Source organism: Sporolactobacillus sp. BBK16-2 (assembly GCF_059878335.1).
Window position 1 is genome coordinate 1,565,629 of sequence record NZ_CM187611.1, and the last position, 23,273, is coordinate 1,588,901.

The following is a 23,273-nucleotide window of genomic DNA, read 5'->3' on the forward strand; positions in this document are numbered from 1 at the left end:
CAGAGGTGTCTCGCTCGTGGAAACTTTGATTATCGTTATTATCATTTTCGGACTGCTCGTCTCAATTCATGAATTCGGGCATTTGATCGTCGCTAAACGCTCCGGTATTATGTGCCGAGAATACGCGATCGGTTTCGGCCCGAAATTATTTGCGATCAAAAAGGGCGAAACAGTTTATACATTGAGGCTGCTTCCAATCGGTGGCTATGTGCGTATGGCGGGTGAGGATCCGGAAAAAATAGAAATTAAGCCCGGACAGCATATTGCCTTTTTCTTGAATGAACACAACCGTGTATCACGGATCGTGTGCGATCATCTTGAAAAATATCCGGATGCTCGTTTCATTACTGTTGAACATTGCGATTTGGAAAATGAACTTTGTCTCACTGGCTATGAAGAAGAAGAGGGACCGATCGCCCGTTACGCTATTGAGCGAGATGCGACCTATGTATCCGATAATCAAGAATTTCAAATTGCGCCGCGCGACCGCCAATTCGCTTCGCAACCTCTGCTGGCTCGTTTTTTAACTATTTTTGCCGGCCCTTTTATGAATCTGATTTTAGCGGTTGTTATCTTTGTTATTTATTTCAGCATTCAAGGAGTCCCTTCTGATACGCCGCAGCTTGGCAAAGTGATCCAAGGTTATCCTGCTGAGAAGTCTGGCCTGATGGCAGGTGACCATATTATAAAGATCGACGGAAAACAGACAAACAGCTGGGAAAATATCGTTAGCTATGTAAGTAAACATCCTAAAGAAAAAATAAATATTACGATTAAACGTGATGGGCAGCAGAAGCAAATTGATCTGATTACCGGGCAGCGCAAGGGTGAGAATGGCAAGGCGGAAGGTGTTATAGGTGTCTACCAACCGACGCACCATTCCTTTATCGAATCGGTCGGAGCCGGTTTCACACAAACCTATTATTGGATTAAAATGGAATTTGCCGGTTTGAAGATGCTGGTTACCGGTGGTTTCAATTTGAATAATCTTGCGGGACCTGTTGGCATTTATCACGCAACAGGTGAAGTAGTATCACAGGGCTTGTTTTTTGTGTTAAACTGGACTGCTTTTCTCAGCGTGAATTTAGCTGTCATCAACCTGCTTCCGCTTCCTGCTCTTGATGGCGGTCGACTTTTGTTTCTTATTGTAGAAGCTCTGCGCGGCAAGCCTGTTGAGCCTCAAAAAGAAGCACTGGTTCATTTTATCGGATTTGCATTTCTCATGCTGTTGATGCTGCTTGTGACTTGGAATGATCTGCAGAACCTTTTTACGCGTTAGATAATTGATGGAACAAAGAAATGATTTCAACGATTTGAGGTGGTCATTAATGAAACAAAGCCAGATGTTCATTCCTACGATGAAGGAGACACCGGCTGACGCTGAATCTGCGAGCCATCGGCTTCTGCTTCGTGGAGGCTTTATTCGTCAGAATGCGGCAGGCATTTATTCTTATTTACCGCTCGGTTATAAAATTATTAAAAAAATTGAAACCATTATTCGCGAGGAGATGGACGGTGCAGGTTCTCAAGAATTATTAATGCCGGCCATGCAGCCCGCAGAATTATGGCATGAAACAGGACGATGGGATGTATACGGTCCTGAATTAATGAGACTTAAAGACCGCCACGGTCGCTATTTTGCACTAGGTGCGACAGGCGAAGAGTTGATTACGAGTTTAGTTCGCGATTTCCTCAATTCCTATAAGAAATTACCTATGAATGTGTATCAAATTCAAACGAAATTTCGGGATGAAAAGAGACCACGTTTCGGCCTGCTCCGTGGGCGCGAATTTATCATGAAGGATGCCTATACATTCCATGATTCTGCAGAAAGCTTGGACAAGGCTTATTGGGATATGTATCACGCGTATTGCAGAATCTTTGAACGGTGCGGATTGAAATTCCGTGCGGTATTGGCAGATTCCGGGGCGATCGGTGGTAAGGATACGCATGAATTTCAGGCGCTTGCCGATATTGGCGAAGACACGATTGCTTATTCCGACAACTCCGATTATGCGGCTAATTTAGAAATGGCTGAGGTGCTTGACACGGATGCATCTGAAAAAAGCGATTCATTGCCCCTAGAAAAAGTTGACGGAAATCAAGAAATTGACGGAGAGATTAAGATTGCTGCACATTGGTTTAAAACTCGAACGGAGACAGTCGTTGTATTCATAAAAGCTGAAGATGAAATCAATGATGTCAAAGTTAAAAATGTGCTTAACACGGATTTGATTGAACCGCTTGAAGAGGTAGATCCGGACGCAATCAATCCTGAAAAAGGTGTTCTTATTTTCGCAGATAATGCGCTAAAACATCTGTCTTCTACTGTATTTTACAATGCAGCTGAGAATACGACTTATTTTCATCTTGATCCTGATCGTGACTTGGCAATTCAGCAGTATGGTGATTTGCGTTTCATTAAAGAAGGTGATCCGTCACCAGACGGACAAGGCAATATCAAATTTGCACGAGGCATTGAAATTGGTCAAGTGTTCAAACTCGGGACAAAATATTCTGAAGCCATGAACGCAACATATTTAGATGCCAATGGTAAGGCGAAACCACTTATTATGGGTTGCTATGGAATTGGTGTTTCCAGGACACTTTCGGCTGTATGTGAACAATATCATGATGATAACGGAATGATTTGGCCGAAATCATTAGCACCGTTTACTATTCATTTGATTACAGTCAATCCGAAAAATGATGAACAGTTTAAGTTATCCGATGACCTGTATCAGCAGCTTATTAATCAGGGCTATGATGTACTTTGGGATGATCGGAAAGAACGTCCCGGTGTTAAATTTGCCGATAGTGAACTGATTGGCTGCCCGGCTCAGGTGATTGTTGGGAAAAAGGCGTCTGAAAACATCATTGAACTTGCTTCACGCAGGGAAAAAGAACGTGTCGAGACGCCGGTCAGCGAGTTGCCATCAGCAATTAGCAACTTGCTGCAAACACTCGATTAATTTTTGAAATTCTAAGGAGCCGTCTGCGCTCCTTTTTTTATTCAATTAGGAAGTAACGGTTCGTCAATAGCAATCTCTTGAATGTTTTAGTAGAATTATAGAGAAAGGAGTTGGGACGATGTCCGACGCAACATCCAAAACGGAGCGCTTTGCAATGCTCCTTAATCATATTGAAACGCCACAGGAATGGATTGATCGCTACTTTGAACAGGGTGAAATTGAGAAACTCTCGGTATTTCGCACAGAGAAGCGATGGCATTTTGAATTTCAGCTTGATGATATTCTGCCATACCAGGTGTATGAATGGCTGGCAGCCAATCTTCAAAAGCATTTTCAAACCGTTGTTCCCAATGTCACTTTCACCATTCAGTCACGAAAATCTGAGGGTGCTGATCCGAACTTTGCTGATTATTGGAAGCCGATCAGTCAGCAGCTGAGTCAGGAGTTTCCTGCATTAAAGATGTGCTTGTGCAGGCAACAGCCTGAACTTCATGACCGCCAACTTATCTTTGCTGCAAACAGTGAAACGGAAGCGGGACTGCTAAAACGAAAAATACCCAAGGCACTAAATGAAAAAATTCGCGTTTTTGGATTCCCTCCAATTTCGCTGGATATAAAAATAAATTCTGAAGATCGTTCAAAAGCTTTTGATACATTTGTTAAACAACGTGAGGCTGAAGATCAGCAAAAAGTAGTAGAAGCGATGGTTGAACGGCAAAAGAAAAAGGATGCAGAGGATACATCAGGCGGTGTTGATTCAGGGCCGTTTAAAATTGGCTATGATATTCGTGATGAGCCTGTGTCCATAGAAACAATTCAGGATGAGGAGCGCAGAATAACCATTCAAGGCTATGTCTTTGATTCGGAAATTCGAGAATTGCGGAGCGGTCGTACTTTACTCCTTTTTAAAGTAACCGATTATACTGATTCGCTTATGGTCAAGGTTTTTTCGCGAGACAAAGAGGACGCGGCAAAATTTGGCACTATGCAAAAAGGTATGTGGGTTAAAGTGCGCGGCGGTGTGCAAAATGACAGCTTTGTCAGAGACTTGGTCATGATCGCAAATGATATTGAAGAAATTACGCCAAATAAAAAAGAAGACACGGCACCGGAAGGACATAAGCGTGTGGAATTGCATGCACATACTGTGATGAGCCAAATGGATGCCGTAGTTACTGCTTCAGCATTAATCAAACGCGCGAAGCAGTGGGGACATCGCGCTATTGCCATTACGGACCATGGTGTTGCTCAATCTTATCCAGAAGCCTATTCTGCCGGACAAAAGAACGGTATAAAGATAATATACGGAGTTGAAGCAAACCTGATCGATGACGGTGTGCCGATTGCTTATAACATGGCACATCGCCTTCTCTCAGATGATACATACGTTGTATTTGACGTGGAAACGACAGGTTTATCCGCAGTCTACGACACAATTATTGAACTTGCGGCCGTTAAAATAAAAAATGGCGAGGTATTGGAGAAATTTGATCAATTTGCTAACCCGCATCATCCACTACCGCAGAAAATTATTGAGTTGACCAGTATTACAGATCAGATGTTAGCGGATGCCCCTGATGCGGATCAAGTGGTTGAAGAATTCAAAGCGTTTGCCGGAGATGCAATTCTTGTTGCACATAATGCTACTTTTGATATGGGATTCCTGAATACTGCCTACCAAAAATTAGGACATGAAAAGGCGGATAATCCGGTCATTGACACTCTTGAACTTGGGCGCTTTCTTTACCCTGAGTTTAAAAATCATAAACTGGATACGTTATGTAAGGCTTTCAACATCGAACTGACCCATCACCACCGTGCGATTTATGATACAGAGGCAACAGGCTATCTTGCCTGGAAGATGTTGAAGGATGCTGCTGAAAAAGGAATGATCTATCATGATCAGCTTAATGATAATCTAGGTAAGGGAAACATGGATCGCATCCGTCCTTCTCACATCATTCTGCTTGTGAAGAATCAGACGGGACTTAAAAATTTGTACAAATTAATATCAATTGCACACGTTAAATACTTCTTTCGAGTACCAAGAATTCCGCGTTCCGTGTTAAGCAAATACCGTGAAGGATTGCTCATCGGATCAGGTTGTGACAAAGGTGAGTTGTTCGAGACGATGATGCAGAAGTCAGCTGAACTTGCCGAGAAGGTCGCAGAATTCTATGATTATATCGAGATTCAGCCTCCGTCCAACTATCAGCACCTTGTTGAAAAGGGCATTGTTCGCGATGAACTTGCACTTAAAGATGTCATGATTAAATTGGTGAAACTTGGCGAAAAAATGAACAAGCCGGTTGTTGCAACAGGTGATGTACACTATCTTGATGAGCATGATAAGATTTACCGGAAGATCCTGATCACTTCCCAAGCTGCCAATCCGCTTAATCGTCAAACTCAGCCGGATGTACATTTTCGGACAACGGATGAAATGCTCGACTGCATGAGTTTCTTAGGAGAAGAGAAGGCCGAACAGGTTGTTGTGGACAATCCAAACGCGATTGCTGATCAAATTGAAGATGTGTTGCCTGTCAAAGATAAACTTTATACGCCGACCATCGACGGTGCTGAAGATGAAGTTAAAGAAAAAACGTATAGCCGAGCACATGCGCTTTACGGAGAACACCTTCCGGAACTCATGGAAAAGCGGCTGAATAAAGAACTGAAAAGCATTATTGGTCACGGTTTTTCAGTCATTTATCTCATTGCGCACAAGCTTGTGAAAAAATCGCTTTCCGACGGCTATCTGGTTGGATCACGAGGATCCGTCGGATCGTCGCTTGTTGCGACGATGCTGGAGATTACTGAGGTCAATCCGCTGCCGCCGCATTACCTGTGTCCGTCATGTCATCATGTTGAATTTTTCACAGACGGCTCAGTTGCCTGCGGTTTTGATTTGCCGGATAAGGCGTGTCCTGAATGCGGCACGGCAATGACAAAAGAAGGCCATGATATACCTTTTGAAACGTTTCTCGGATTTAAGGGTGACAAAGTGCCCGATATTGATTTGAACTTTTCAGGTGATTATCAACCCGTTGCACATAACTACACAAAGGTACTTTTTGGTGAGGACAAAGTATTCCGTGCCGGTACAATTGGTACCATTGCCGATAAAACGGCTTACGGTTATGTCAAGGGTTATGAAGAAGATACTGGTGCAAGCTTCAGAGGTGCAGAACGTGACAGACTCGCGGCAGGCTGCACAGGAGCAAAACGCACAACCGGTCAGCACCCCGGCGGAATCGTCGTTGTTCCGCGTGATATGGAAATTTTCGATTTTACACCTGTTCAATTTCCAGCGGATGATAAGACAGCAGAATGGAAAACAACGCACTTCGATTTTCATTCGATTCACGATAATATACTGAAACTTGACATTCTCGGACACGACGATCCGACCGTGATTCGTATGCTTCAGGATTTGAGCGGCATTGATCCAAAGACCATACCGACGGATGATAAGGAAGTCATGAAGATTTTTAGTACAACTGAATCGCTTGGTGTTACTGGTGAACAAATTCGCTGTAAGACAGGAACGCTCGGCATTCCGGAATTCGGCACACGATTTGTGCGCCAGATGCTTGAGGACACTAAGCCGACGACTTTCGCCGAACTAGTCCAGATCTCAGGTTTGTCACACGGAACCGATGTATGGCTGGGCAATGCTCAAGTACTAATTGAAGACGGAACTTGCGTCCTTCGTGACGTTATTTCCTGTCGTGATGATATCATGATTGATTTGATGCACCAGGGACTTGAACCGTCGCATGCATTCAAAATCATGGAGTCCGTGCGAAAGGGCAAAGGACTAAATGATGAATGGATAGACGAAATGAAGGAGAATAACGTACCAAGCTGGTATATGGATTCATGTCTTAAGATCAAATACATGTTTCCAAAGGCGCATGCGACCGCTTATGTTTTAATGGCAATCCGGATTTCCTATTTTAAGGTACATTATCCTGTCTTATTCTATGCAACCTATTTCACTGTTCGGGCTGATGATTTTGACGTGGATGTTATGAAGCGCGGATCTGATGCGATTCGACTCAAGATGGATGAAATTGAGAAAAAGGGCAATGACGTGCTTCCTAAAGAGAAGAGCTTGTTAACCGTCCTGGAAGTTGCACTGGAAATGTGTGAACGCGGACTCAGTTTTCAATCAGTTGATCTATACCGTTCAGATGCGACGCGTTTTCTTGTCGAAGGAGATACACTCATTCCACCTTTTAATGCGATTCCGGGCGTCGGTACGAACGCTGCAAAAGCGATCGCCAAAGCACGAGAAGACGGAGAGTTTTTGTCGAAAGAGGACTTGCAGAGAAGAGCGAAAATATCGAAGACAGTTCTTGAATTTCTTGATGGTCAAGGCTGTTTGGAAGGTATGCCGGATGCGAACCAGCTGTCTCTGTTCTGACATTATGGTTTTCTTGCCTTGAGCAGATGGGTATGATATAGTGTTTATGGAAATACTGGAAATAGTTCGTCTGCAAAGAGTGGGAAATTCCCACTCTTTCATTTTCAAAAGGAGGCTGAAAATGGCTAGCGTTGTTGCGAAGATGACAGATGACTTGATTTCCCCGATTTTGCGCGAAATGAATCTGGAACTCGTTGATATCGAGTACGTCAAAGAGGGCAAAAACCGTTTTTTGCGCGTTTTTATTGATACTCCTCAAGGCGGCGTCGATCTGGATACGTGTGCGGCTGTCAGCGAAAAACTGAGTGAAGTTCTCGATGAGAAAGATCCGATAAAAGAAGCTTACTTTCTTGAAGTGTCTTCACCAGGTGCAGAACGCCCGTTGAAGAAGTTCGGAGACTTCGAGAAAGCTGTGGGAAAAGATGTCCATCTGACCACCTATGAACCTATTGATGGTGCCAAAGTATTCGAGGGCAACCTGACTGAAGTGAACAAGGATTATGTTGTACTCGCAATCAAGAACAAAACGAGAGTGAATCATGTAACTCTTCCCTTTGACAAGATTGCGAGCAGCAGACTTGCGATCATTTTTTAGTATAGAACTGCCGAGAAAAAGGGGAGAACAAAATGAGCAGTGATTTATTAGAAGCGCTCACCGCACTGGAAAAAGATAAAGGGATCAGCAAAGAAGTTCTGCTGGATGCTTTAGAAGCTGCACTTATTTCCGCGTATAAACGAAATTTTGATCAGGCGCAGAATGTGCGGGTGGATATTAATGAGGGTTTGGGACAGATCAAGGTATATGCCCGAAAAGAAATCGTTGAGGCAGTTGAGAACAATAACCTGCAAATTTCACTAGAGCAGGCAAAAGGCTTGAATCCTCATTATCAAGTCGGCGATACTGTAGAGATTGAAGTGACCCCGCGCAATTTTGGGCGTATTGCTGCACAAACAGCAAAACAGGTCGTCACTCAGCGCGTGCGAGAAGCTGAGCGCGGCGTGATTTTTTCTGAATTTATTGATCGTGAAGATGATATTATGACGGGAATTGTTCAAAGAATCGATCATCGATTTATTTACGTCGATTTGGGTCGTGTTGAAGCGCTGCTTCCACAGACAGAACAAATGCCGAATGAAACCTATCATCCGCACGACCGCATCAAAGTCTACCTGACGAAGGTAGAAGACGCGAAAAAAGGACCGATGATTACGGTGTCTCGGACTCATCCGGGTCTGCTTAAGCGTTTATTTGAATTGGAAGTTCCGGAAATTTATGATGGAACAGTTGAAATTAAATCAATCTCTCGAGAAGCTGGCGATCGCTCGAAAATTGCAGTACATGCAGCGGATCCTGCAGTGGATGCTGTCGGTGCATGTGTTGGGCAGAAAGGTGCTCGCGTACAAACCATTGTTAATGAACTGAAAGGCGAAAAAATTGATATTGTTCGCTGGTCAGAAGATCCGGTAACGTATGTCGCGAATGCACTGAGTCCTTCAAAAGTGGTAAAAGTGATTGTAGATGAAAAGGAAAAGGCGACAACGGTCGTTGTTCCTGATTATCAGCTTTCGCTTGCCATTGGCAAACGTGGACAGAATGCCCGTTTGGCAGCAAAATTGACCGGATGGAAAATTGACATAAAGAGTGAGTCCGAAGCAGAAGAGATCGGTCTCTTTGATGATGAAACTGTTTCAGAGACCGGCGAAGTTCAGTCTGAAGACTTGATTGATACATCTGCGGATTCTGAGGATTCACCTGAAAACGAGCAAGGCTAAGGAGGCTATTTCAATGCCGAAACAGCGAAAGATTCCGTTGCGAAAGTGCATTGCCTGCCAGGAATCAACCGAAAAAAAAGGCCTTTTCCGTATCGTTCGTTCTCCTGAGGGAGAAGTATCTCTTGATTTGACGGGGAAGAAAAACGGACGTGGCGCATACCTCTCCAAAAAAACAGAATGTGTTCAGAAAGCGAAAAATAAAAACCTGCTCTCCAGGCAATTAGGCGTTCCTGTGCCTGAACATGTTTTTGATGAAATGCTTGACTATTTGGAGACACATACGGCCGATGTCCAATAAAGAATGGATGCAATTTCTGGGACTCGCACAGAGGGCGGGAAAAGTAAGCTCCGGAGAGGAAACCGTTCTGCGTTTGATTCGCCAAAACAAGGCTGAGGCGGTGCTTTTATCGGCCGATGCTTCTGAGCGAACTAAAAAGACAATTGGAAATAAGTGCAGCTACTATCATGTTCCGCTTTTGACCGTACCGGATAGAGAGGTGCTCGGCCAAGCGATCGGTCAGCCTTCGCGCGTGATCATAGCGGTCACGGACAGTGGTTTCGCAGGCCGGCTGATCGAAAGGATCGGACCATCAACACGGGGGTGAATATATGAGTAAAATGCGCGTATATGAATATGCTAAAGAACATCATGTATCGAGCAAGGTTATTATATCGAAATTAGAAGAATTGGGATTTGACGTTAAGAGTCATATGTCTATTATTGCAGAAAATGCAATGAATCAGTTGAATCGAAAAATGAACGGAGGCGCAGTTTCTTCTGCACAGAAAGTGACTGCGAAACCGAATAAAAACAAAGCAGAGGGTCCAGTGAATCAAACAAAAACAAAAGAAAAGAAGCCAAGCCAGACAGAGTCGACATTCAGGAACAAGGATAAAAGTTCAAGACCGGTGAACGGACGGCCTAACGGAGCCGGCAGTAATCAAAAATCTGCTGGCAGCAACCGTAATAATAATGAGCGCAATCGTTTCGGGGGAAACGGCAATAGCAACAACAATAATAACTATGGCGGTGGACGACGAAACGGGAACAGATTTCGGAATAACAGGCGTAAAGGCGGAGCTCAGCAAGCCAATCGTCAACGCCTTGAAATCAAATTGCCGGAAAAAATTACGTTGTCCGGATCTCTAACTGTCGGTCAATTTGCTGAGAAGCTGGGACGGCCGTCCACTGATATTATTAAAAAATTGATGGCCCTTGGTGTCATGGCAACGAAAAATCAAGACTTGGACAAGGATACGATCGAACTCCTTGCCAGCGATTACGGTGTTGCGGTTGAAGAAGAGGTTATTATCGATGAAGCAAGTTTTGAAGATGACGGACTTGAAATCGATGAAAAAACCGCAATTATCCGCCCGCCTGTTGTCACAATTATGGGTCACGTCGATCATGGGAAAACAACCCTGCTCGATTCGATCCGTCATACGAAAGTAACCGCAGGCGAAGCAGGCGGTATTACACAGCATATCGGTGCCTATCAAGTCATGCATAACGGCAAAAAAATCACTTTCCTTGACACACCTGGCCATGCCGCATTTACTACGATGCGTGCACGTGGAGCGGAAATTACAGATATCACGGTATTGGTTGTTGCTGCGGATGACGGAGTGATGCCTCAAACAATAGAGGCCATTCATCACGCACGTGCAGCAAAAGTTCCGATTATTGTCGCGGTTAATAAGATTGATAAGCCAAATGCAAATCCTGATCACGTCATGCAGGAACTCTCCGATCAAGGTCTTATTCCTGAAGATTGGGGCGGAGATACCATTTTTGTGAAAATTTCTGCTAAAAAGGGTACGGGGATTGATGATCTGCTTGAAATGATCCTGCTCGTTGCAGAAGTTGAGGAATTTAAAGCGAATCCTGATAAATCAGCAAGAGGGGCAGTCATTGAGGCTGAATTGGATAAGGGAAAAGGGCCGGTTGCGACTTTGCTCGTCCAAAATGGTTCGCTTCATATCGGCGATCCTATTGTTGTCGGAAACACATACGGACGTGTACGTGCGATGGTCAATGATATTGGCAGGCGCGTGAAAAAAGCAACGCCGTCAACTCCTGTTGAAATTACAGGATTGAATAATGTACCGCAAGCCGGCGATCAATTTATTGTATTTGATGATGAGAAGAAGGCACGTCAAATCGGAGAAATTCGTGCAGAACGTGCGCTCATCACAGAGCGAAAGGAAACAACAAGCAAAGTAAGCCTCGACGATCTGTTCGAAAAGATCAAGGAAGGCGAAATGAAGGAAATTAATCTTGTTATTAAAGCAGATGTACAAGGATCCGTCGAAGCTCTGTCCGGTTCGTTAAAGAAGATCGATGTCGACGGAGTAAAAGTGAATATTATACATGCCGGTGCCGGCGGAATCAGCGAATCGGATATTATTCTTGCATCAGCTTCTAACGCAATTATCATCGGGTTCAATGTTCGTCCGGATAATCATGCTCAAAAAGTTGCTGAAGAAGAAAAAGTGGACATTCGCTTATACCGTGTTATTTATGATGCTATTGATGAAATGGAAGCCGCTATGAAAGGAATGCTTGATCCTGAATTTAAGGAAAAAGTTGTCGGTCAGCTGGAAGTCCGTACGACTTTCAAAGTATCCAAAATCGGTACCATTGCCGGTTGCTATGTTACCGACGGCTTGATTTCCCGCGATGCAGGCATTCGGCTTGTGCGCAACGGTGTCGTTATTTATGAAGGTCATGTCGACACATTGAAACGATTTAAAGATGACGCTAAAGAAGTTAAAGCCGGTTTTGAATGCGGCGTAACATTGGAAAACTTCAATGACATCAAGGAAGGCGACACAATGGAAGCCTATGTAATGGAAGAGGTCAAGCCTAAGTGATCGTCGGCATTGTACGTTGTGAATGCATGCTCTTCAGTGCGCACTCGTTGAAGGAAAAACGTTCGGTTATTCAGAGCATTTTGAGAAAAGCAGTAAACGGACATAATCTTTCAGCCAGCGAAGTGGATTTTCAGGATACATGGCAACGCACAGAGCTTGCCTTTGCTTGTATCGGAACTTCGAAGACAGCTGTTGAGCGTGAATTGGCACGTGCGCTTTCATTAATTGATTTCAAAACAGAAATAGAGCGAACGAATACAATTTACGAATGGTTCTAAAAAGGAGGCTGACTCCATGGCCAATTTAAGGGTTCATCGCGTCGCCGAACAGATGAAAAAGGAAATGACTGATATTATCGGCAACAGAATTAAAGACCCGCGTGTTGGTTTCGTGACTGTAACCGGAGTTGATGTGACAGGCGATCTTCAAGAAGCGACGGTTTACATCAGTATATTCGGCGATGATGAGAAAAAGAAAGCATCTCTCGAAGGCTTGAACAAAGCGAAAGGTTTTGTTCGGACAGAAATCGGGAAGCGAATCCGCTTGCGTAAAACGCCGGAAATTTCTTTTAAGGTTGACGAGTCTGTGGAATATGGCAGTCACATCGATCAATTGATTAATAAATTGCATCATAAAGATTAACAAATGTTTATAAACGTGCCTTTCAACCACGATGTTTTTAGTGTTTGAAGGGCACGTGATTTGGGAGGAAAAATGATGCCAGAGTACAACGGCTTGTTGCCTCTCTTCAAACCGAGGGGCATGACTTCTCATGACTGTGTCTTTCGGTTAAGGAAAATGCTGGGGTTTCGAAAAATAGGTCATACAGGAACGCTTGATCCTGAGGTCGACGGTGTTTTAGTTCTATGTCTTGGCAGAGCAACAAAAATTGCTCAATATTTATTAGATTTCAGCAAGGCGTATCAAGGCGTGATCCGATTAGGTACTTCGACCACAACGGAGGATGCAAGCGGCGATGTTATTGCACATAGGCCAGTAGAAAGACGCTTTGATAGGACTGAGATCGAACAAGTCATGCACTCTTTTCTTGGTGAGATTGAGCAATCTGCACCGATGTACAGTGCGGTAAAAGTAAATGGCAAAAAGTTGTATGAATATGCGCGTGCGGGTATTGACGTAACACCGCCTGTTCGAAAAGTGACCATTTATCAGTTTGAAGTGGACAGCGAAGAGGCATCGTTTTCAACAGATCTTCCATTTAAAGTAATGAGCAGCAAAGGAACCTATATTCGAACCTTGGCTGTTGCTGTTGGTGAGAAATTGGGTTATCCTGCGCATTTGCATCGGATGACACGTAGTCAAGCCGGACCATTTTCGATCGATGATTGTTTAACGTTTGAGCAAATTGAACAACTGCTTGAGGGAAAAAAGTTTAACGAAGCATTGAGACCGCTAGAGCATGGATTGAGCCTAATGAACCGCTGGGTCGTTGATGAAAAACTGTCCGCAAAGATTGCTCACGGTGCGGTGCTGAAGGCACCTGCCGATTTTGGAGAGGGCCCGCATGCTGTTTTCAATGAGCAGAATGAATGTCTGGCAATCTATCGTTTGCATCCGGAAAAACCGGGCATGATTAAGCCCGATAAAGTGCTTGCAAACGACGCGATGGTATGAATATACCGATCAAAGTATGAGTTTACAAGAATTGAAGGTGCTTATTATGGAGCGCGTTTTTTTAGACGGTCGGCCTTTTATTGAAGAAATGGACAATCAAGAGAAAGTGATCGCGTTAGGGTATTTTGACGGGGTGCATCTTGGTCATCAAAAGGTGATTAAAACGGCTGTCAAGATTGCTGCAGAAAAAGGTCTGGAAGCAGCGGTCATGACGTTCTACCCCCATCCGTCCGTTGTACTGAGTCCGGAATCAAAAAGAGACACTGAATTGACTCCTAACGGAATGAAAGCTGAACTGATAGAAGAGCTAGGCGTGGATATTCTTTATTTTGTTAAATTTGATCGCAGTCTTAGTCAATTGTCGCCGCAGAATTTTGTTGATGAATACTTGATTCGACTACATGCCAAGCATGTAGTCGCAGGATATGATTTCACGTTCGGCCGAAAAGCGATGGGGAACATGAGCAATATCGGTGAATTCTCTAGAAGTATGTTTAGTTATTCAATGGTTCCTAAGGTTGAATTGTTCGGAGCTAAAATCAGCACAACCCATATTCGCTCTTTAATTGAGCAGGGAAATTTGGAGGAAGCTGCGAAATTGTTGGATCATCCATATCGAACAACCGGAATTGTGGTCCATGGCGACCAGCGCGGACGCACTTTAGGTTTTCCAACTGCTAATGTTGACGAAGACGAGGCGTTTCTTTTGCCGCCAAACGGGGTTTATGCGGTACAATTGATCGTAGACAATGAACCATTGAATGGCGTTTGCAGTGTCGGTCTCCGTCCCACTTTCTACAAAAAAGATGAGGCAGTAAAAACTGTTGAAGTCTATGTGCTCGACTTCAAAGGTAATCTTTATGATGAAAAAGTGGGAATCAATTGGTATAAACGTTTGAGGCCTGAATTAAAGTTTGACAGTGCTGAAGCTTTGATTGAACAAATGGAGACAGATAAGGAAGATACACGTAACTATTTTTTGTCTAAATAACGTCTTTTATTTATTTTGTTTCAGTTTCGCTTGAAATACAGGTTGTAAACATGTATTATTAACCAGTACGATTTAATCGTACAAGAACCCTTGCTTGGCTGTTTGCTCCACCGGCGACAGCGATGCATGCGGGGATTCGAGTTCAGGAGGTGAACATAAGTGGCATTATCAAAAGAAGAAAAAACGAACCTGATTCACGAGTTCGCAACTCATGAAAACGATACGGGTTCACCCGAAGTACAGATCGCTGTACTGACGAAGCAAATCAACGCGTTAAACGATCACTTGAAGCAGCATAAGAAAGATCATCATTCACGCCGAGGCCTTCTGAAAATGGTCGGCAAACGCCGTAACCTTCTCACATACCTTCGTGAAAATGATGTCAAGAGATATCGCGAGCTCATCACTAAATTGGGCCTGCGCCGATAAGTAAGTCAAAAAGCGGGAGCATTCCCGCTTTTTTATATAAGAGAAATTGCGCAAACAATCCGATTGAAAGAATAATCTGGGTACGCGCGATAAGGATGGGGAAAGAGGTGTTACGATAATGCAAACCGGTAAAAAAGTGTATTCGTTTGATTGGGCAGGTCGGCCTCTGCGCGTTGAAATCGGAGAAGTTGCAAAACAAGCAAATGGTGCAGCTCTTGTTTATTACGGGGATACAGTCATTCTATCCACGGTCACCGCATCAAAAGAACCTAAAGAAGGATCATTTTTTCCGCTGACGGTAAATTATGATGAACGTACATATGCTGTGGGAAAGATACCGGGTGGATTTATAAAAAGAGAGGGACGGCCGAGTGATATGGCAACTCTTTCCGCCCGTATGATTGATCGTCCGCTTCGACCGCTGTTTCCTGAAGGGTTCAGGAATGAGGTGCTGATTGGAAACATGGTGCTTAGTTTAGATCTGGACTGCAGCGCGCAGATGGCTGCGATGCTTGGTTCGTCTTTGGCACTTTCACTTTCAAACGTACCATTTGACGGACCGATTGCCGGTGTAATTATCGGTAGGGTAGACGGCGAATTTATTGTTAACCCAACTGTTGAACAAGCAAAAAAGAGCGATTTGCATTTGACCGTTGCCGGAACGAAAGCTGCCATTAATATGGTGGAGGCCGGGGCAGATCAGATTCCCGAGGAAACGATGCTCGACGCCATTTTGTTTGCACACGAACAAATCAAAAATATAATTGCATTCGAAGAACACATTGTTGCTGAGAACGGCAAAGAAAAGATGGACGTCAAACTCTATAAAGCAGCAGATGATTTGGAAAAGCGCATTCGTTCCATGGTAGGGGATCGACTAAATCAGGCGATGCGTACAGAAGAAAAGCAAGCGCGAGATGCTGCTATTCGAGCAGTGAATACGTCGATTATTTCTATTTTCGAAGCCGAGAATGGGGATGCGGAAGTTCCGGTTGATTTAGAACTTGTTGAAGACGTTTTACATACGGTTCTCAAAGAAGCGGTTCGACGAATGATTGTTGTGGAACACCTGCGACCGGATGGGCGCGCAATTGACGAGATCAGACCGCTTTCAGCACGCGTCGGACTGCTTCCACGTGCTCATGGATCAGGATTATTTACGCGCGGACAGACACAGGCATTGAGTGTGTGCACACTTGCCCCGCTTGGAGAGGCGCAAACTTTGGATGATTTCGAAGCAGGAGAGACGAAACGCTTCATCCATCACTATAATTTTCCGGGATTCAGTACAGGTGAAGCCAGGGCATCACGCTCACCAGGACGAAGAGAGATCGGCCACGGAGCGCTCGGAGAACGGGCTCTTGCTCCGGTCATTCCCGACGAGCAGGACTTTCCTTATATGATCCGGTGCGTCTCTGAAGTGCTTGAATCAAACGGATCATCCTCACAGGCAAGTATTTGCGGAAGTACTTTGGCATTAATGGATGCCGGTGTTCCAATCAAAGCACCAGTCGCAGGGATTGCAATGGGACTCGTAAAGCATGGCGATGACGTGGTTATTCTTACAGATATTCAGGGTATGGAAGACTCTCTTGGCGATATGGACTTTAAATGTGCGGGAACAGAAAAAGGTGTTACCGCTTTGCAGATGGATATTAAAATTTCCGGTGTGACACGTGACATTTTGAGCAAAGCGCTGGAGCAGGCAAGAGAGGGACGCATGAAAATTATGGCGACCATTTTGGAAACTATAGCTGCTCCGCGCGAACACTTGGCAGCTTTTGCTCCCAAACTGATTAAAATGACCATTAATCCTGATAAAATAAGGGATGTTATCGGTCCAAGCGGAAAAATGATTAATAAGATTATTGATCAGACCGGCGTTAAAATTGATATTGAACAAGACGGGTCAATCATGATTTTTTCGATTAGCGAGGAAAATGGGAAAAAGGCAAAAGAAATCATCGAAGACTTGGTGCGTGTCGCACATGTAGGTGACATCTTTGTCGGTAAGGTGAAACGAATTGAAAAATTTGGAGCTTTCGTTTCGCTATTTGGTCATACAGACGGGCTCGTTCATATATCCGAACTCGATACAAATCGTGTGGGAAACGTTGAAGATGTAGTTAAAGTTGGCGATGAACTTCGCGTAAAGGTGATTGATGTCGACCGTCAGGGTCGTGTTAAACTCTCACGCAAAGTATTACTTGAACAAAAAAAAGAAGCTGCAGAACAGGTAAAAAGCACGACACAGCCGTAACTTATCATTTTTTGGCATGACAGGATTACCTGTCTTTTTTTTTTTGCCGAAAAACAGGCAGATTCTCTCATTGATGTATTTTTCAGATTTTCAATCATATAATTTTATTTATGAACTCATCAGTTTGGAAATAAACACCTAATGTTGGAAAAAGTCGAATCTATTTGTCTGCTTATTTTCATCGTGATATAGTAGTATAAAATAATAGATTAGCGGATTGATAAGGTTACAGGGGGATTAGTTAGTGGTTATTAAAAAGAAATTGTCAAACGGTGTGCGTCTATTGCTGGAGAATATTCCTACTGTGCGCTCGGTAAGTATCGGCATATGGGTTGGAACAGGATCCAGATATGAAAATGAATCGAATAATGGTATCTCGCACTTTATTGAGCATATGTTGTTTAAAGGTACCCAGACGCGAAACTCACGTGAAATTGCCGAAGCGTTCGACAAAATCGGCGGTCAGGTGAATGCGTTCACCTCGAAAGAAAGCACATGTTACTACGCGAAAGTGATGGACAAAGACGCAGGCTACGCGATGCGTGTGCTTGCGGATATGTTCTTCCATTCTCGTTTTGATAAAGACGATATGGAAAAAGAAAAACAAGTGATCGGTGAAGAAATCAAAATGTATGAGGATACGCCGGATGATTTGGTTCACGATCTGCTCAGTGCAACGAGTTTTGCTCATCATCCGCTCGGGTATCCGATTCTCGGTACACAAAAGACGTTATCTGATTTCGGACCGGATGATTTAAGAGCTCATATGCAAATGCATTACACACCTGACAATATTGTGATCTCAGTGGCGGGCAATGTGCCTGTAGAATTTCTCAATGAAATCGAAGATATTTTTTCATTATATGAAATACCAGATGCGGATGAGCGCCAACCGGCACCGTCGTTCAATCCCGGCAAAATTGCACGCAAAAAGGAAACGGAGCAGGCACATATCTGTCTCGGATTCTCGGGATACAGCAGTCGTGATCGTTCGATGGCACCTCTGATGGTTATGAACAACACACTTGGAGGCGGTATGAGCAGCAGACTTTTTCAAGAAGTGCGCGAGGAACGCGGACTTGCTTATTCTGTTTTTTCATTCCATACTGCGTTCAAAGACAGCGGCCTGCTCACCATTTACGGAGGAACTGGCGCAAATCAAATTGAAGATTTGGGGAAAACAATACTTGAATCCATTCATCGTTTGACGGATCATGGTATTTCAGATAAGGAACTTGAGAGCAGTAAGGCACAAATTAAGGGCAACCTGATTTTCGGATTGGAAAGTACAAACGGCAGGATGGGCAGAAATGCTAAGAATGAACTCATTCTCGGTAGAGAGCGATCCATTGACGAAACCATTGCATTAATTGATGCGGTTACGTTAGGTGATGTGCATCGCGTGGCACAAGAAGTATTTGAGAAACCATACTCCTGTTCCGTGGTCAGTCCGACAGGTGACTTGCCCGTGGCACTTTAAGTCCTTTTAATACATTAAGCTTACTCTATATTTATTGCTGATCAACACACGGTCCAGTAATCGAATACGCAAAATGATCTAGACTCTTTCAGGTTCGGAATCAAACGATTCCGAACCTTTTTCGCGTGCCCAAGAATTTCACACTACCGGGTCTTTGTCATACCATAAAGTGTTGGAAGAAAAAACGGCTATGCACGAAAAACGGAGGGAAATAGCCGAGCGGAGGGAATGTCGATGCTGACAAACAGACATATCGTGATCATGGGAGGGGACGCCCGGCAGATTGAAGTCATCAATAAATTGACTGCGCTTGATGCTCATCTGTCGCTTGTCGGTTTTGATCAGCTGGATCGAAATTTTAACGGAGCATCCAAAGTTACTATGGATGAGATTAATGCTAAAGAAGTAGACAGCATTATTCTGCCCGTAAGCGGGACTGATCATGAAGGCAACGTAGAGACCACGTTCTCGAATGAAACGGTGAACCTTTCAAAAGAATGGCTTGCTGAAACACCGGAATATTGCACCATTTATTCGGGTATTTCGACACCTTATCTCAATAAAGTCTCTGAAGATACGCAACGTGAAGTTGTGAAATTGTTTGCCAGAGACGATGTGGCAATTTACAACTCAATACCAACCGTTGAAGGAACATTAATGATGGTTATTCAGAACACGGATATTACCATTCACCAAGCAAATGTTATTGTACTTGGGCTCGGCCGAACCGGAATGAGTATCGCCCGTACGTTTCATGCACTTGGTGCACACGTAAAAGTTGGATCGCGGAATCCGGAACAGATTGCCCGCGCCGTAGAAATGGGTGTTAAAGCCTTTTATTTAAAGGAATTAGAAAAAGAAGTGGAAGACAATGAAATATGCATTAACACGATACCTGCTCTGGTATTGACAAGTAAAGTACTGTCAAAAATGCCGGCAAGCAGCTTTATCATTGATATTGCGTCACTTCCGGGAGGAACGGATTTTCGCTATGCCAAAAAAAGAGGCATTAAAGCAATGATTACACCGGGGTTGCCGGGGATGGTGGCGCCGAAAACTGCGGGCAGAATTATCGCTAATGTGCTTACGGAATTATTACTTCAAAAGTTCTCAGAGGAGGATGAGTCATGAATCTGAAGGGAAAACACATTGGATTTGGCATCACAGGGTCTCACTGTACGTATAGTCAAGTTGTTCCTCAGATTGAAAAGCTGGTTGAGGCCGGGTGCAAGGTGTCTGTATTTGTTACGTATACTGTGAAAACGACCGATACCCGTTTCGGCAAAGCAAGTGACTGGATCAGCAAAGTGGAGGAAATAAGTGGGCAGAAGGTTGTCGATTCCATTGTTGATGCTGAGCCCTACGGACCGAAAAAACCACTTGACTGTATGGTCATCGCGCCTTTGACAGGGAATTCAATGAGCAAGTTTGCTAATGCGCAGACAGACAGCCCGGTTCTTATGGCAGCAAAAGCGACGCTTCGAAACGAAAGCCCGGTTGTTCTCGGCGTATCTACCAATGACGGATTGGGGTTGAATCTGCAAAACATTGCCAAATTGATTGTTTCGAAAAACATTTATTTTATTCCATTCGGTCAGGATGATCCGATTCATAAACCGAATTCGCTTGTCTCTCATATGAATCTCTTGATTGATACCGTGGAAGATGCAATACTTGGTAGGCAAAAGCAGCCGATTCTCCTCGAAAAATAAAGTGACGTTATCTTTTGATTTGGTTTATTGGATACTCATCTTCCCATGTTGTTTCAATAAAATTTGTGAATTGATCAGCTGGCTGAAGGTCACGAATGCTGGGGCTTTTTAATGCCCCCTCATAAGCTGATCATGAACATGATACGTAAATAAAGCTAAAAATAAAAAAAATAAATGGGTCTCTGCTTCTCTCTTGAATAAATTATGATAAAATTAAACTGTATTTTTCGGTGAAAAAGGACATTTTTTGATTTGTCCTTTTCTTTAAGCCATTATTAATTATATAATAATAGGAAAAAACAGTTAGGAAAATAGAGGAGAGATGGGTTTGCTTAAATCAGAAGGCTTGAATGTGGCAGTTGTCGGTGTCACCGGTGCTGTCGGTACGCGTATGCTCAAAATGCTTGAAAGTTCTCCTTTGCCGGTTAAATCGCTTTATCCGCTGGCTTCAGCACGTTCAGCAGGGAAAAAGGTATCATTTGGCGGCACAGAATGGACAATAAATGAAGCAAAACCCGAATCATTTGAGAACATAGACATAGCATTGTTCAGCGCAGGCGGATCAGTATCCAAACAACTTGCACCGGAAGCTGCAAAACGCGGTGCGATTGTTGTTGACAATACAAGTGCATTTCGTATGGATAAAGACGTGCCGCTTGTTGTACCAGAAGTTAATGAAAAAGCGCTGTTTGAGCATCATGGAATTATCGCCAATCCGAATTGCTCAACGATTCAAATGGTTGCAGCATTGGAACCGATTCGTCAGGCATATGGTTTGAATCGAATTATTGTCTCTACGTATCAAGCGGTTTCCGGCGCGGGAGCTAAAGCGATCGCTGAGCTCGAGGATCAATCCAGAGCAGTTTTGAATGACGAGCCACCGGTAACGGCGATTATGCCTGTTAAGGGCGATAAGAAACATTATCAGATGGCATTTAATGCTATTCCGCAGATTGATCTGTTTCAACCAAATGATTATACTTTTGAAGAAATGAAAATGATAAACGAGACCAAAAAAATCATGGACGATCAGGAAATCAAAGTGTCGGCGACTTGCGTGCGGGTACCGGTAAGTATCAGCCATGGTGAGTCTGTATACATTGAGATCGACAAAACAGATGTTGAAGCATCGGACCTGAAAGATCTTCTGAAAAATGCTCCGGGTGTTGTTCTTGAAGACGACCCGGAACATCAAGTTTATCCAATGCCGTCCAACGCATCGGGCAAAAAAGAAGTGTTTGTCGGTCGTATTAGGCGCGATCCTGACGTAGCAAACGGTTTTCATATGTGGATTGTCTCTGACAATTTACTTAAGGGTGCTGCATGGAATTCGGTACAAATTGCAGAAAGCCTTCTCAAGCTTGGCTTGGTTAAGGTCTGAACATTGTGTCTGAACAATCGCCGCGAAGCTGATCGATGAATCCTGCTCCATGTTGATCTCCCTTACGCGAAAGGGTGGAATAATTTGAAGATCATTGTGCAAAAGTTTGGCGGAACGTCGGTCCAAACAGAAGAAATGAGAACTCGCGCAGTTGAGCATGTCGCGAGAGCAGTTAAAAAAGGTTATAAGGTTGTTGTTGTCGTCTCTGCAATGGGGCGCTCAGGTGATCCATATGCGACCGATACGCTGCTTGCACTCGTTCGTGATGGTAAAAGTTCCGCACGCGAAAAAGATATTCTAATGTCATGCGGCGAAACAATATCCATGGTCGTTTTTTCAAATTTGTTAAAGCAGGCAGGTATTCGTTCAGAGGCCATGACTGGAGCTCAGGCGGGTTTTCGTACAAACGGCGCTTTCAATGAAGCTAAAATCATTGAAATGAAAGTCACCCCGCTCTTAAATCGTCTGGAGGATTGCGATGCAATTGTTGTTGCTGGATTCCAAGGCCAAACGAGAGATGGTGAGATCACGACATTAGGGCGCGGAGGCAGCGATACCTCGGCTGCTGCACTCGGTGCGGCAGTTGATGCCGAATGGATTGATATTTTTACAGACGTGAATGGGGTCATGACTGCCGATCCGCGTATCGTCAGTGACGCGCGCAGATTGTCAATGCTTACGTACAATGAAGTATGCAATCTGGCTTATCAAGGAGCAAAGGTCATTCATCCACGAGCAGTAGAAATTGCCATGACAGCGAAGATCCCGATTCATATTCGCTCGACCATGTCTGACAGCTTAGGGACAATTGTTACAACGATGGACCGCTCAGGCAGAGGTCAGGATTTAGTAGAACGTCCGGTCACTGGGATTACTTATGTGCGAGATGTCACCCAAATAAGGGTACGTGCCGGAAAAAATGAATTTGATTTACAGGCAAAAGTGTTCAAGGCAATGGCTGAACAAGGAATTAGCGTAGATTTAATTAATATTAGTCCAAATGGTGTTGTTTATACGGTTAGTCAGCAGTCTGCCGAAAAGGCGATAGCCATTTTGGAGGCGAGAGGATATGCTCCCGAGGTTCAAAAGAATTGTGCCAAGGTGTCTGCAGTCGGTGCGGGTATGGCAGGTGTTCCTGGGGTGGCTTCGAAAATCGTCAATGCTTTAACAGAACAGGGAATCCGGATTTTACAATCTGCTGATTCTCACAACACCATTTGGGTTCTTGTCGAACAAGATAAAATGAAGGATGCAGTAAATGCGCTGCATAAAGCCTTTCATCTTGAGGCAGAACACGATGAATCAATCTTGGAACATCCTAAACAGGAGTGAGAAAA

19 protein-coding genes are annotated in these 23,273 nt (G+C 43.9%); all 19 read left to right on the top strand.

Translation table 11 applies throughout. The features are described 5' to 3' along the window. The first annotated feature begins 16 nt into the window (after positions 1-16). Positions 17-1,279, top strand: coding sequence for an RIP metalloprotease RseP (gene rseP / locus AC6F33_RS07905; RefSeq protein ID WP_255746315.1), 1,263 nt, complete (start codon positions 17-19; stop codon positions 1,277-1,279). 49 nt (positions 1,280-1,328) lie between these two features. Then, positions 1,329-2,972: a proline--tRNA ligase gene (locus AC6F33_RS07910; protein WP_500778086.1), complete on the top strand. Its 1,644-nt coding sequence runs from the start codon at positions 1,329-1,331 to the stop codon at positions 2,970-2,972. Between the two features lie 118 nt (positions 2,973-3,090). After that, on the top strand, positions 3,091-7,401 hold the full coding sequence (locus AC6F33_RS07915) for a PolC-type DNA polymerase III (RefSeq protein ID WP_480947440.1): 4,311 nt from the start codon (positions 3,091-3,093) through the stop codon (positions 7,399-7,401). Between the two features lie 121 nt (positions 7,402-7,522). Beyond that, the gene (gene rimP / locus AC6F33_RS07920; protein ID WP_255746323.1) at positions 7,523-7,996 is read left to right on the top strand and encodes a ribosome maturation factor RimP; all 474 of its coding nucleotides are present in this window, start codon (positions 7,523-7,525) and stop codon (positions 7,994-7,996) included. A 32-nt stretch (positions 7,997-8,028) separates the two neighbouring features. Further along, positions 8,029-9,174: a transcription termination factor NusA gene (gene nusA, locus AC6F33_RS07925; protein WP_255746326.1), complete on the top strand. Its 1,146-nt coding sequence runs from the start codon at positions 8,029-8,031 to the stop codon at positions 9,172-9,174. Positions 9,175-9,187: 13 nt separating this feature from the next. Continuing rightward, the gene (gene rnpM / locus AC6F33_RS07930) at positions 9,188-9,472 is read left to right on the top strand and encodes an RNase P modulator RnpM (protein ID WP_255746328.1); all 285 of its coding nucleotides are present in this window, start codon (positions 9,188-9,190) and stop codon (positions 9,470-9,472) included. Then, a complete protein-coding gene (locus AC6F33_RS07935; protein WP_255746331.1) occupies positions 9,462-9,779 on the top strand; it encodes a YlxQ family RNA-binding protein in 318 nt (105 codons plus the stop codon). The genes rnpM and AC6F33_RS07935 overlap by 11 nt, the downstream gene beginning before the upstream one ends. A gap of 4 nt (positions 9,780-9,783) precedes the next feature. Continuing rightward, a complete protein-coding gene (infB, locus tag AC6F33_RS07940; protein ID WP_255746334.1) occupies positions 9,784-12,048 on the top strand; it encodes a translation initiation factor IF-2 in 2,265 nt (754 codons plus the stop codon). Beyond that, entirely contained in the window at positions 12,045-12,326 is a 282-nt protein-coding gene (locus tag AC6F33_RS07945) for a DUF503 domain-containing protein (protein WP_255746337.1), read from the top strand. Before infB ends, AC6F33_RS07945 begins: the two co-directional genes overlap by 4 nt. Before the next feature lie 16 nt (positions 12,327-12,342). Next, positions 12,343-12,690 (top strand): 30S ribosome-binding factor RbfA, encoded by a 348-nt coding sequence (gene rbfA, locus AC6F33_RS07950; RefSeq protein ID WP_255746339.1) that lies wholly within the window; start codon positions 12,343-12,345, stop codon positions 12,688-12,690. A gap of 72 nt (positions 12,691-12,762) precedes the next feature. Next, entirely contained in the window at positions 12,763-13,683 is a 921-nt protein-coding gene (gene truB / locus AC6F33_RS07955) for a tRNA pseudouridine(55) synthase TruB (RefSeq protein WP_500778087.1), read from the top strand. 46 nt (positions 13,684-13,729) lie between these two features. Next, on the top strand, positions 13,730-14,674 hold the full coding sequence (locus AC6F33_RS07960; RefSeq protein ID WP_255746344.1) for a bifunctional riboflavin kinase/FAD synthetase: 945 nt from the start codon (positions 13,730-13,732) through the stop codon (positions 14,672-14,674). Positions 14,675-14,833: 159 nt separating this feature from the next. Beyond that, positions 14,834-15,103, top strand: coding sequence for a 30S ribosomal protein S15 (gene rpsO / locus AC6F33_RS07965; RefSeq protein ID WP_255746346.1), 270 nt, complete (start codon positions 14,834-14,836; stop codon positions 15,101-15,103). Positions 15,104-15,221: 118 nt separating this feature from the next. Then, positions 15,222-17,363 (top strand): polyribonucleotide nucleotidyltransferase, encoded by a 2,142-nt coding sequence (gene pnp / locus AC6F33_RS07970; protein ID WP_255746348.1) that lies wholly within the window; start codon positions 15,222-15,224, stop codon positions 17,361-17,363. A gap of 244 nt (positions 17,364-17,607) precedes the next feature. Further along, positions 17,608-18,843: a M16 family metallopeptidase gene (locus tag AC6F33_RS07975; protein WP_480947437.1), complete on the top strand. Its 1,236-nt coding sequence runs from the start codon at positions 17,608-17,610 to the stop codon at positions 18,841-18,843. Positions 18,844-19,077: 234 nt separating this feature from the next. Then, positions 19,078-19,974 (top strand): dipicolinic acid synthetase subunit A, encoded by an 897-nt coding sequence (gene dpaA, locus AC6F33_RS07980; RefSeq protein WP_500778088.1) that lies wholly within the window; start codon positions 19,078-19,080, stop codon positions 19,972-19,974. Next, entirely contained in the window at positions 19,971-20,555 is a 585-nt protein-coding gene (locus AC6F33_RS07985; protein ID WP_255746354.1) for a dipicolinate synthase subunit B, read from the top strand. The genes dpaA and AC6F33_RS07985 overlap by 4 nt, the downstream gene beginning before the upstream one ends. Positions 20,556-20,877: 322 nt before the next feature. Beyond that, positions 20,878-21,936 carry an aspartate-semialdehyde dehydrogenase gene (asd, locus tag AC6F33_RS07990; protein WP_500778089.1) on the top strand — a complete coding sequence of 353 codons (1,059 nt, stop codon included), beginning with the start codon at positions 20,878-20,880 and terminating at the stop codon, positions 21,934-21,936. An 84-nt stretch (positions 21,937-22,020) separates the two neighbouring features. After that, on the top strand, positions 22,021-23,268 hold the full coding sequence (dapG, locus tag AC6F33_RS07995) for an aspartate kinase (protein WP_255746357.1): 1,248 nt from the start codon (positions 22,021-22,023) through the stop codon (positions 23,266-23,268). Positions 23,269-23,273 lie beyond the last annotated feature (5 nt).

Bases quoted from the DNA above. Each gene is read 5' to 3' on its own strand.
- truB (WP_500778087.1), top strand. From the start codon at position 12,763: ATGATGCCAGAGTACAACGGCTTGTTGCCTCTCTTCAAACCGAGGGGC.
- rimP (WP_255746323.1), top strand. From the start codon at position 7,523: ATGGCTAGCGTTGTTGCGAAGATGACAGATGACTTGATTTCCCCGATT.
- pnp (WP_255746348.1), top strand. From the start codon at position 15,222: ATGCAAACCGGTAAAAAAGTGTATTCGTTTGATTGGGCAGGTCGGCCT.
- nusA (WP_255746326.1), top strand. From the start codon at position 8,029: ATGAGCAGTGATTTATTAGAAGCGCTCACCGCACTGGAAAAAGATAAA.
- AC6F33_RS07960 (WP_255746344.1), top strand. From the start codon at position 13,730: ATGGAGCGCGTTTTTTTAGACGGTCGGCCTTTTATTGAAGAAATGGAC.
- asd (WP_500778089.1), top strand. From the start codon at position 20,878: ATGGGTTTGCTTAAATCAGAAGGCTTGAATGTGGCAGTTGTCGGTGTC.
- dpaA (WP_500778088.1), top strand. From the start codon at position 19,078: ATGCTGACAAACAGACATATCGTGATCATGGGAGGGGACGCCCGGCAG.
- rnpM (WP_255746328.1), top strand. From the start codon at position 9,188: ATGCCGAAACAGCGAAAGATTCCGTTGCGAAAGTGCATTGCCTGCCAG.
- AC6F33_RS07985 (WP_255746354.1), top strand. From the start codon at position 19,971: ATGAATCTGAAGGGAAAACACATTGGATTTGGCATCACAGGGTCTCAC.
- AC6F33_RS07910 (WP_500778086.1), top strand. From the start codon at position 1,329: ATGAAACAAAGCCAGATGTTCATTCCTACGATGAAGGAGACACCGGCT.
- AC6F33_RS07915 (WP_480947440.1), top strand. From the start codon at position 3,091: ATGTCCGACGCAACATCCAAAACGGAGCGCTTTGCAATGCTCCTTAAT.
- AC6F33_RS07935 (WP_255746331.1), top strand. From the start codon at position 9,462: ATGTCCAATAAAGAATGGATGCAATTTCTGGGACTCGCACAGAGGGCG.
- infB (WP_255746334.1), top strand. From the start codon at position 9,784: ATGAGTAAAATGCGCGTATATGAATATGCTAAAGAACATCATGTATCG.
- rbfA (WP_255746339.1), top strand. From the start codon at position 12,343: ATGGCCAATTTAAGGGTTCATCGCGTCGCCGAACAGATGAAAAAGGAA.